Genomic DNA, 10614 nt, shown 5'->3' with positions numbered 1-10614 from the left:
GTGGGCCCAGGAGATCAGCCGGGACCACCCCGCAGCGAGCTCGACCAGGTCGCCCGCGTCCTGCCCGGCCGGGGCCACGCCCGCCAGCACGACCGCGAGGTCCATCCCCACCAGCTCACCGGCCCCCTCCACCACCGCGCCCACCCCACTCGCGGCGGGCACGGCGGCACCGGCCGGGTCCGCACCGGCCGGGTCTGCGTCGGCCGGGTCTGCGTCGCCCGGGTCTGCGTCGACCGAGGCGTCGGGCACACGGGCACCGCGCATGTCGGCGTCGGAGGTATCGACACCGGCCGGGTCGGCCTGGTCCGGGTCCGCACCGGCCGGGTCGGCGGCGCCCGCCGTAGCCGCAGGCTCGGGCGGGGCGCTTCCCGCCTGCGCGTCCGGGGCGGCGGGCGCGGTCCCGGGCGCGGCGGCGTCGCTCGGACCGTGCCAGCCGGGGCGCGGCAGCACGAGGTCGACCACGGACCCGGTGGTGCGCCCGACCGGGGCGCCGTCCGCCACCCGGGCCACCCGGGCCGCCTGAAGGAACACCGACAGCACCGCCTCCAGGGCCCCCGCCCCGGCACGCGGCCGGGCCCCGGGGGCCTCACCCCCGGCCGCGCCCCCACCCGCCGCAGTATCGAACATGTGTACGAGTCTATCACGTGTGACGGACACCACAAGAGGTAGCGGGGATGTGCACAAGGGCAGTCACGCGACCTGCCACCGACGGTGAGGTGGCGCGCGGCGTGTAGGGCGAACCGCTGTGACGCGCCACGTGCGGGGAGTCCGTACGCGCACGCCGCGACGACGAGGGCAGCCCCGGCCGACCCGCCGAACGTCCGCGCGGCCTGGTCATCACCACCTGCCCGCGCCACCGCCTCCGGGGCGACGTCATCGTCAGCGGGGCGTTCCTGCCGCGCTGCAGTACCGCCGCGCCACCCGGACTGTACGGACGATGGTGGGGAGGAGGACCACCAACCGTGGCACCGCCCACGACCACAGCCCCATGGCAAGCAGCCCGACGTTGCACCCCCATCGTGACTTCCCATAGCCGCTCGAGCGGTTCTGGGGCGCCCATCCACTCGCCGAGGCCGGCGTAGGGGTCTGACGCCACCACGATGAGGATCGTGTCGAGGCCGGCGCCGCCGACCACTATCGCGCCGGCTACCCGGGCGACGCGTCCGGGCCACGCGGGCTCGGCCCGTGCGAGGCGGGTGCGGTCGAGGGTGGTGGGCATCGCGGCCTTCTGCAGTGAAGCGTCGACACCCTCACACAAGCAGCGGCCATGCCGTGGACTAAGGGACGAACGGCCCGCTTGCCGCCGGGCAGGCTCGTACGGCCCGGTGTTCGCACCGAGACGGCGGAGGTTCGCGACCGCCTCATCGACATGACCGTGCGGTTGCCCGTTCCGGCCGGCCACGCACCATTGCGGACCGGCCGGCCACTCACGCCTGGCCGGTGGCCTCCAGCCCGACCTCTCGCGCGACCCACGGGGTCAGGAAGCGCACGTAGCTGGCGGTCGCGTGGGTGGCGTCGCGGTGGACGAGGTAGTTGCCCACCACCTCCGGACACCCGTCATCGGTGCAGAACCACCCCAGCGGGTCGACGACGCCGGCACCGGCGGCGGTGACCGCCTCGCGGACGGCCGCCGCGACGTCGGCGTGCGGGGTCGCGGCGGACCGGCCGACGGCGCACGGGTCCACGTCGTCGAGGTTGGCGGCGACGCAGTCCGGGCCCGAGCTGGACCGGACCGGGATATCCTCGATGAGCACCACGCGTCCGGCCGCCTGGGTCAGGCGGGTCGTCGTGGTCGTCATGGCCGCGGCCCACGCGTCGGGATCGTCATCGCCCAGCCCGTACGAGGCGCCCATGACGACGAGGTCGGGCCGGAGCTCGCCGATCTCGGCGAGGACCTCCTCCCGCCACGTGTCGCACTCGGTGTACTCGCGCCCGAGGTCTCCCGAACGGATGGTCATCGTCGCCGGGGTGCAGGCCGACTTCGTCCGGTGCACCACCTTCCACCCCGCCTCGGCGGCGGCGTCATGGATCGCCGGCTGCCACTGGTCCGCGTGGGAGTCCCCGAAGAGGACGACGGTCCGCGCCGCGTCGCCGTCGCCGTACACGCACGGCTGGGCGGGGGCGTCCTCGAGTAGGTCCGCGTGGCAGCCGTCGGCGCGGGACGCGGGCAGGTCCGTCTTGGCCGCCTCCACCCGCGGCGTGAGGTTCTGGGGGACCGGCCCGCCGGCGAGGGCATCCGCGATGACCGGCGCCAGGCTGGAGCCCGCGGTCGCCACGGCGGTGACGTCCACCCGCTCCCCGCGCGGTGCCCCACCCGGGACGACGAGCGCGGTCACCCCGACGAGGGCGACCACGGAGGAGACGGCGAAGCCCAGCGCGAGACCGTCGGCCGGCGAGGAGAGCGACGGCGACAGGCGGACCGGGTTCTCCACGAGGTGGAGCGTGAGCGCGGCCAGCACGAGCGAGAAGGCCGCGGCACCAAGCAGGACGGGCAGCGACGCGGGCAGCCCGAACGCGGCGGGCAGCAGCGTCAGGGCCGGCCAGTGCCACAGGTACCACCCGTAGGACGTGCCCCCCACCGCGGTCAGCGGCCGCAGCGCGAGGAAGCTGGCGATCCCCCGGTCCGAGGCGGCCCCCGCGGCGATGATCGCGGCGGCGCCACCGACCGGCAGCGCGGCGGCGTAGCCCGGGAACGCCGTCGACCCGTCGTAGGTGACGGCCGCGACGACGACGGCGCCCAGCCCCGCCCAGCCCATCGCGACAGCGGCGGGCGCCCACAGCCGCCGCACGGCCGGCAGGCCGACGGCGAGGAGGGCGCCGACGGCGAGCTCCCACGCCCGGGTGTGCAGACCGAAGTACGCCCAGGGCTGGGCGACGCCGGTCTGCCACACGCTCAGCGCAAGGGACGCCGCGACGACGAGGACCAGGAGGACTGCGACCCGTCCCATGCGCACCCGGGCCTGCCCGCCGCGCCGCGCACGGTCGGCGGCTCCCCCGCCGAGCACCGCCGACCGCGCCCGCCGGACCGCGAACGTACCTGCCGCGGCGACGAGCAGCACCGGCCACAGGAGGTAGAACTGCTCCTCGACGGCCAGGGACCAGTAGTGCTGCAGCAGGGAGGGCGCCTCCTGGGCGTTCAGGTAGTCGGTGCCGTCGGCGGCGAGCTTGATGTTCAGCGCGTAGACGAGCGTCCACAGCCCGTCGACGGCGACCTCCTTCCCGGCCAGCGGGGACTGCAGGAACCACGCGCCGACGACGGTTGTCACGACGACGAGCACGGCCGCCGGCAGGAGACGGCGCACCCGCCGGGCGTAGAAGCGCGGCAGGTCAACCCGCCCGGTCCGGGCGACCTCGCGCAGCAGCAGCGAGGTGATGAGGAACCCGGAGATGACGAAGAAGATGTCGACCCCGACGTACCCGCCCGGAAGGAACGGCACCCCGGCGTGGCCGAGGACGACGAGGCCCGCGGCGACCGCGCGCAGTCCCTCGATGTCGGGCCGGAAGCCGTCCCTCGGTGCGGTGCGAGACCTGTGCACCGCCGGCGCGGGGGCGGCGATCGCGGGGGAGGCCATGGGCACCTCCGGATCAGTGGGTCGGCGCTGCCGAGAGCTGGGTCGCCGGGGCGGGCCACGAGGCGCCTGCGATGAGCCGCTGCATGGGCGCGGGGATGGTCGCCGTCGGCGCCGGGCGGCCCATCCCGCGGTACGCCCACCCGGCGTCCGCCCACCGCTGCGGGTCGAGGACGTTGCGGGCGTCGACGATGCGTCGATAGGCGACCTGCTGCCCCAGGTGGCTCGGGTCCAGCGAGGTGAACTCCTCCCACTCGGTGGCCAGGACGATCACGTCGGCGCCGGCGACGGCGTCCGCGGTCGTCGGGGAGTAGGTCAGGGTGGGGAACCGGGCCGCGGCGTTCGCGTTGGCCTGAGGGTCGTGCACGACGACCTGCGCCCCCGCCAGGTGCAGCGTGGCAGCGACGTTCAGCGCCGGGGAGTCGCGGACGTCGTCCGTGTTGGGCTTGAACGCCGCTCCGAGGACCGCGATCTTGGAGCCGAGCACGGACCCGCCGAGCAGGGACCGGACGAGGTCGACCACCCGGGTGCGGCGGCGCATGTTGACCTCGTCGACCTCCCGGAGGAAGTTCAGGGCCTCGTGCGCACCGAGCTCGCCGGCCCGGGCGGTGAAGGCCCGGATGTCCTTGGGCAGGCACCCGCCGCCGAACCCGAGGCCGGCCTTGAGGAACTTCCCGCCGATCCGCTCGTCGTGGGCGAGGGCCTGCGAGAGCTGGACGACGTCGGCGCCGGCGGCCTCGCAGACCTCGGCCATCGCGTTGATGAATGAGATCTTCGTGGCCAGGAAGGAGTTCGCGGCCACCTTGACCAGCTCCGCCGTCGGCAGGTCGGTCACCACCAGCGGGGTGGCGACCTGCAGGACGGAGGCGTAGACCCGCTCGAGGACGGCGGCGTCGACGGCGTCGCGGATCCCGAACACCAGGCGGTCCGGCCGGAGGGTGTCCTCGACGGCGAAGCCCTCCCGGAGGAACTCCGGGTTCCAGGCGACGTGGACGTCCTCCCCCGCGGGGGCCGCCGCCGCGACCCGGGCCGCGAGCTGCTCGGCGGTGCCGACCGGGACGGTGGACTTCCCGGCGATGAGGGCGGGCCGGTGCAGGTGCGGGGCGAGGGCATCGATGGCGGCGTGCACGTACCGGAGGTCCGCTCCCCCGCTGCCCGGCTGCTGCGGGGTGCCGACGCAGAGGAAGTGGACGTCGCCGAACTCCGCCGCCTCGGAGAACGAGGTGGTGAACCGCAGCCGCCCCGACCCGACGTGCTCGGCCAGCAGCGGTTCCAGGCCGGGTTCGAAGAACGGCGCCCGGCCGTCGTTCAGCGTGGCCACCTTGTGCTCGTCGACGTCGACGCCCAGGACGTCGTGCCCGAGCTCGGCCATGCCTGCGGCGTGGACGGCGCCGAGGTAACCGGTGCCGATGACGGTGATGCGAAGTGCCATGTCAGATCCTTCGGTGTTCGAGCCGGTGTCGGTCTCTGGGGCGTGGTCGGGTCGGTCGTCCGGGGTCGTCATCGGGCACCTCCGGTGGTCGCGAGCTGCGGTGACCGCGGCGGCGTCGGATCGCCGTCGTCGGCGACCGTCCTCCGGGCCGCCGGGGTGGTCGGTCCCTCCGTGGGCTGGTCGGTGGGTATGGGTTGCGGGGCGGGCGTCGGCTGCGCCATCGGCTCGTCCGTGGGCTGGTCGGTGGGGGTGGGTTGCGGGGCGGGCGTCGGTTCCTCCGTGGGCTCCGCCGTCGGCCCAGGCGTCGGCTCATCCGTGGGCTCCGCCGTCGGCTCCTCCGTGGGCAGGGGCGGCAGCGCCGGCTTCGGCTGGACCGGGCGGCCCTCCCCGAAGCCGCCGTTGCGCAGCCCGTGCCGGGCGACGAGGGTCACCTCGGGTGAGGAGGTCAGCCGCCAGTCGTTGGTGACGGCCTTGGACTCGCCGATCGGGATGGCGGTCACCTCGCGCTGGAACCACGTGAACCCGATGATGTCCGGGTTCTGCGCCAGGGCCTCGAAGAAGCTCGTGACCCAGTCGACCTTGTTGCCCCCCTCCTCGGTGGCCCCGACCTCGGTGAGCCAGATCGGCTTGCCGGGCGCGAGATCCCGGAGCGCGGCGAGGGACTTGCCGTAGGTGTGCTGGAACGACGCCTCCTTGCCCTCGATCGGCTTGCGGTAGTAGCCGACGAGGCCGGCGATGTCCACGTACTCGTCGCCGGGGTAGAGCTCGTCGAGCGGCTGCGCCTGGGGGAACTCGATGACGTTCGGCGACCAGATCCACAGCACGTTCTCCGCGCCTGCCTCGGTGAAGATGTCGTGGACGTGCTGCCAGGCGGCGACGTACTCACCGGGCTTGTTCCCGTTGACCTGCTCGGCCCACGGGTACCAGATGCCGTTCATCTCGTGGTTGAGCCGGATCCCGACCGGCAGGGCGAACTCCGCGACGTCGGCGGCGTATGCGCGCAGGTAGTCGTCGTACGTGCCGTCGATGATGTCGGCCAGCTGGTAGTCCGGGTTCACGGAGTTCTTGCTGTCGGGGCTCATGTCGGTCTCGTTCGGGCGTGCCTCCCACGCGATGATCGGCAGCATCCCGCGCGTCCAGGCGCTCGTGGCCGCGTCGGTGCGGAAGTCCTGGTCCCAGCCGGAGAAGTAGGTCACCGAGCTCGGCATGTGCCCCAGCGTTCCGGCCACGTCGTCCACCTCACCGAAGTGGTACGGCGACTCCTCCGTGAAGATCCCGAAGAACTGGTTGGCGGGGCGGAGCAGCTCGTCGGCGGGCGGTGCGGTCGGGACGAACGGCCACACGGGCTCGCTCGCCGGCCGACGCGGGTCGTCGAGCAGGTCGCGGCAGGCGATGCCGTCGTCGTCCCGCGGACCCGGGTTGCCGTCCAGGCCGTGCGGGTCGGTCGGGTCCGCCGCGTAGGCAACCTGGGCGTCCTGCTGCCAGGTGAACTCCCAGCACTTCGTCGGCGCCTTCGGCGTGCTCGGCACCCAGCCGGCCGGGGCGGGGTCGTGCTCGGTGCTGTCGGGACCGGCCTGCCCCGACGTGCCGTCGCCCGCCACTCCCATGCCGACGGCGCCCGCGCGGTCCCCCGACCCGCCGGAGCCGCCGGAGCTGCCGGAGCCACCAGAACCGCCGGAGCCGCCGTCGCGCGAGCCGCCGCTCCCGGACGCACCCGAGCGGTCACCGGATGTACTCCCGGACCCGCCGCCGGAGCCGGTCGAGCCGGAGCCGGCCCCGCCGGAGCCGCCGGCCGCGCTCCCGGATCCCCCGCCGTCCCCGCTGGTGGGCCGGGAACCGGCGGGCACATAGCCGGTCTCCGCGAGCAGCTCGTCGAACGACCGGGCCGAGCCGGAGCCGGCGATCCGCCACAGCTGGTCCACGGTCAGGTTGATGTCGGCGAGCATCTCGCCCAGCATCGGGTCCTCCCGGGAGATCTCGAGGACCTGGCGCGCCAGCCCGGCGGCCGTCTCCCGGTCTGCCGCGGTGAGCGCCTGGGCCAGGGCCGTCAACGCCGCGCGGGTCTCGGCACGCTGCGTGCGCAGCTGCTCATCCTGGGTGGCCGCGGCCGCCGGCGGGGCGGCCATGGCGCTCACCGCCCGGGTGACGGGCTCGCCGACGCTCGCCCGCAGCGACGGGGTGCCCCAGATGACGAGGGTGGTGGCCACCATCGCGGCTACGAGGCCGACGGCGATGAGCCCGGTCCGCAGGCTGGTCCTGCTCGCTGCGGCAACCGCGGCGCCGAAGACGTTGGCCGGGCCGGACCACGTGTTCCTGCCCTGGGTCAGGTCAGACAAGGTAGATCCCCTCGATAGCGAAGACGGTCAAGCCGATCAGGTACGGGATGGCGGCCAGCGGGTTCAGGCGCCGCCGGGTCGAAGGTGCGGGCGCGGTCCTGACGGCGACGGCCGGCCGGGTGCGGGTCGTGACCGCCCCGTGCTCCGCCGTCGTGGTGGCGGGGCCGCCGGCGGACGGCTTCGGGAACTCGTCCGTTCGGTCCACGACGTCCACGGGTCCCGCGTCGCCGGTCGCCTCGAGCTCGGCGATGAGGTCGTCGGTGGCGTCGTCCGTGCTGGTCCCCGCGTAGGCGTCCTTGCGGGTGCCCCACCCAGCGACGTGCGCCATCCGGAAGAAGCCGAGCAGCCGGATCGGCATGAGGAACACCGTGGAGAACACCACGTACAGCGGCATCCGCCACCAGTCCCCGGGGACCTCGACCAGGTGGCGCAGGTGCCGGACGCCCATGGACAGCCCGGTCGCCAGCAGGGTGAGGACGACCACGGACGCGACGCCGATCGTGGAGCCGTACTCGCTGATCAGCGCGCCGTAGAAGTTCACGCCGGTGCCGGTGACCACCCGGTGCACCGCGCCGATGACGGCGCCGGCCAGGAGGAAGGGCAGGATGATGTCGGTGAGGAAGAACATGGCCAGCACGGGAGTGTTGGCCAGCATCCAGGGCAGCATCCGCAGGGTGTTGTACTGCGACCCTCGCGCCCACCTGAGCTGCTGCTTGGCGAGCTTGCGGATGTCGGTTGGCGCGTCCGTCCACACCATGGACGTGGACTGCAGGACCGTGCGGTAGCCCTGCTTGAGGGTGAGGTTGGTCAGCGTCCGGTCGTCGCTGACCTCCAGGAACACGCCGAGGAAGCGGGCGTGCATGAACTCGTCCATCACATCGAGGACGATCTGGCGACGGAACGCGATCGTGCGTCCCGGCAGGCAGCCGATCTGCCCCAGGGCGGACTGCGCCGGCATCGAGTACTTGACCCGGCTGTTCTCCAGCCAGTCGGCCCACCGGGTGACGAACGCCCGGGACGGGTCGAGGATCCGCTGCGAGGTGCTCGCCCCGCCGATGCGCGGGTCCGCGAACGGCTTGACCAGCTCGGTCAGCGTGTCGCGTGCCCAGATGGTGTCGGAGTCGACGAGGACGAGGATGTCGCCGGTGGCCATCTCGGTCCCGACCTTGACCGCGTTGCGTTTGCCGGGGATGGGCGTCCACGTGAACACCACGCCGTCGTCGGCGAACTCCGCGCACACCTGCTCCAGCTCGACGTTGCGGGGCCCGTTGATGACCACGATCGTCTCTGTCGGTGACTGCGCGCAGATCCGCATCAGGACGTCCCGGAACAGGTCGAGCGGTTCGTCGACCACGGGGATGACGACGCTCGTCGTCGTCACGTGCGGCTTTGTCCACGGCCGGTACCGGCGTGAGAGGAGGATCTTGATCAGCCACAGCGCCCACACGATCGCTGAGAAGACGGCGAACAAGTAGACGGTGCCGTCCTCGACGAAGGCGTGGCGCAGCATCAGAAGGAATACGAACATGTAAAAATCTCCTGACGGGCGCGCGGCGCCCACGTCAGCGGTCAATGGCAGCACCACGCGCACCTTTTCAATAGGCGCTGCTCACGCCGAGGCGCCAGCCTTGTGCGCGTGGTGAAAAAGCCCCGAGGCGCGGTGCGCCGGAAATTTGGGGCGGTAGGGCTCAGCGCGACGCGCCGGTATCCCCAGTCTTGCGGCGTCGGCAGCAGAATGGCCATCTGTAGCGCATCTGGTCGTTCACGGCACCCCCCTCACGTGCTTGGCGCGTTCGGGGTCGGGCCCCTCAAGCGGACAGCCGATCTAAGATACTGACTGTCCGTAACTTGTTATCGAAACGTAGCAAAGTCACTCGGGAATGTGAAATGCGAGACGGTTGCCGGAGCATGAACTCTTCGTGAACGCGATTTCATCAGCGCTCGTCGCTGAATTCTCGGAAATCGGCTGCAGCCGTCGCCAATAGTTTTTCGGCGCCGCCGGCAGCCGTCGCAGAGGTCGGCCGGAATGCACGGTCGTCGGCGCCCGCCCCCTCCTCGACGAGCCCACCTCGGGCCTCGACCCGCCTCATGGAGGCCGTCTTCACGGACGAGGAGGTGCCAGCCCGATGACAGCGACCACCCCCGTCAAGCGTCCCTCGACCGGGCGGCGCGTCCGCGGCACCACCCAGGCTTGGGAGGCACCGGGTCCCTGTTGCGCCTCTACCTGCGCCTGGACCGCATGCGGGCGGTCGTGTGGGCGCTGGCGATCTGCGTCGTCGTGGCCGGTTCGGTCGCCTCGCGTCCGCGCGGTCCCCCTGCTCCTGATGGGTCTGGGGCGACCCTCGTCGGCGTGGGCCTCGTGGCCTACCGGCGCCGGGACGTCGTGCCGGGCTGAGGTCAGCCCTCCGCGAGGAGGGCGTCGAGCTGCTCGTAGCCCTCGATCACGCCCTGCTCCATCCCGCTGGCGATGATCGAGTCGCGGCCCTCCATCGTGTCCATGACCGAGAGGGAGGCGACCCGGCTGCGCCCGTCGCCGAGGTCCTCGAAGGAAATCGTCTCGAGCATGACGCCGTCGGGCACGTCCACGTAGGTGAACGTCCACACGATCCGCTCGTCGGGGCGCACCTCGTGGAACGAGCCGTAGAAGCCGGCGACCTCACGGCCGCCCTGCCACGCCGTGTAGCGGTAGCTGCCGCCGGTGCGCGCGTCCCAGGTCTCGATCCGCATGTCGCCGTCGCGCGGGCCCAGCCACCGGACCACCAGGTCCGGGTCGGTCCAGGCCCGGAACACCCGGTCGCGGGGCGCCTCGAACTCGCGGACGATGGCGATGGTCGGCAGGTGCGGATCGGCGTCGATCCGCGTCTTGTTGGTGCTGGTCGAGGTCATGATGCCGCTCCTTGATGGTCGCTGGTCCCGTCGTCCATCGCCGCCAGCACGCCGTCGAGGCGGGTGAACCGCTCCTCGGCCTGCTGGCGGTACCGCTCGATCCACTTCGTCATGAGGTCGAACACCCCCGCCTCGAGATGGCAGGGGCGGCGCTGGGCGTCCCGCGTGCGGCTGACCAGGCCGGCCTCCTCCAGCACCTTGATGTGCTTGGAGACGGCCTGGGCGGTCACGTCGTAGGACTCGGCCAGCCTGCCGACCGTCTCGTCGCCGACCGCGAGCCGGGCCACGATGTCCCGCCGTGTCGGGTCCGCGAGCGCCGCGAAGACCTTGGAGAGCTCGTCGTCGTCCATCGCCCACCGCGCATCCACAACCGATCGGTTGCCGACGACGG

At 72.7% G+C, this 10614-nt stretch carries 7 protein-coding genes and 1 pseudogene; 1 reads left to right on the top strand and 7 read right to left on the bottom strand.

Translation table 11 applies throughout. The annotated features are described in order from the left end of the window. From EJK16_RS03165 to EJK16_RS03145, 5 genes and pseudogenes are all read right to left on the bottom strand, one after another. Positions 1 to 627, bottom strand: a pseudogene (locus EJK16_RS03165) (hypothetical protein); the annotation flags it as partial. An 800-nt stretch (positions 628 to 1427) separates the two neighbouring features. Beyond that, a complete protein-coding gene (locus EJK16_RS03160; RefSeq protein ID WP_127126261.1) occupies positions 1428 to 3572 on the bottom strand; it encodes an acyltransferase family protein in 2145 nt (714 codons plus the stop codon). Positions 3573 to 3585: 13 nt separating this feature from the next. Further along, positions 3586 to 5001 (bottom strand): UDP-glucose/GDP-mannose dehydrogenase family protein, encoded by a 1416-nt coding sequence (locus tag EJK16_RS03155; RefSeq protein ID WP_127126259.1) that lies wholly within the window; start codon positions 4999 to 5001, stop codon positions 3586 to 3588. Between the two features lie 68 nt (positions 5002 to 5069). Beyond that, a complete protein-coding gene (locus EJK16_RS03150) occupies positions 5070 to 7337 on the bottom strand; it encodes a glycosyl hydrolase (protein ID WP_127126257.1) in 2268 nt (755 codons plus the stop codon). Further along, positions 7330 to 8865, bottom strand: a complete 1536-nt coding sequence (locus tag EJK16_RS03145) for a glycosyltransferase (RefSeq protein WP_127126254.1) — start codon at positions 8863 to 8865, stop codon at positions 7330 to 7332. Before EJK16_RS03145 ends, EJK16_RS03150 begins: the two co-directional genes overlap by 8 nt. A 663-nt stretch (positions 8866 to 9528) precedes the next feature. Between EJK16_RS03145 and EJK16_RS03140 the strand changes: the two genes are divergently transcribed. Then, positions 9529 to 9732 carry a hypothetical protein gene (locus EJK16_RS03140; protein ID WP_127126252.1) on the top strand — a complete coding sequence of 68 codons (204 nt, stop codon included), beginning with the start codon at positions 9529 to 9531 and terminating at the stop codon, positions 9730 to 9732. 2 nt (positions 9733 to 9734) lie between these two features. Here the strand turns inward: EJK16_RS03140 and EJK16_RS03135 are convergent, their stop codons facing one another. Together EJK16_RS03135 and EJK16_RS03130 are read right to left on the bottom strand one after the other, a co-directional pair. Then, on the bottom strand, positions 9735 to 10223 hold the full coding sequence (locus tag EJK16_RS03135) for an SRPBCC family protein (RefSeq protein ID WP_127126250.1): 489 nt from the start codon (positions 10221 to 10223) through the stop codon (positions 9735 to 9737). After that, positions 10220 to 10573, bottom strand: a complete 354-nt coding sequence (locus EJK16_RS03130; RefSeq protein ID WP_127126248.1) for a helix-turn-helix transcriptional regulator — start codon at positions 10571 to 10573, stop codon at positions 10220 to 10222. Before EJK16_RS03130 ends, EJK16_RS03135 begins: the two co-directional genes overlap by 4 nt. Between the last annotated feature and the right edge of the window lie 41 nt (positions 10574 to 10614).

This window comes from Georgenia sp. SYP-B2076, from assembly GCF_003991205.1.
GTDB lineage: Bacteria > Actinomycetota > Actinomycetes > Actinomycetales > Actinomycetaceae > Georgenia.
Note: the sequence above shows the minus strand (reverse complement) of the source record. Positions and strands in the feature narration are given on the sequence as shown.

Bases quoted from the DNA above. Each gene is read 5' to 3' on its own strand.
- EJK16_RS03145 (WP_127126254.1), bottom strand. From the start codon at position 8,865: ATGTTCGTATTCCTTCTGATGCTGCGCCACGCCTTCGTCGAGGACGGC.
- EJK16_RS03130 (WP_127126248.1), bottom strand. From the start codon at position 10,573: ATGGACGACGACGAGCTCTCCAAGGTCTTCGCGGCGCTCGCGGACCCG.
- EJK16_RS03135 (WP_127126250.1), bottom strand. From the start codon at position 10,223: ATGACCTCGACCAGCACCAACAAGACGCGGATCGACGCCGATCCGCAC.
- EJK16_RS03155 (WP_127126259.1), bottom strand. From the start codon at position 5,001: ATGGCACTTCGCATCACCGTCATCGGCACCGGTTACCTCGGCGCCGTC.
- EJK16_RS03160 (WP_127126261.1), bottom strand. From the start codon at position 3,572: ATGGCCTCCCCCGCGATCGCCGCCCCCGCGCCGGCGGTGCACAGGTCT.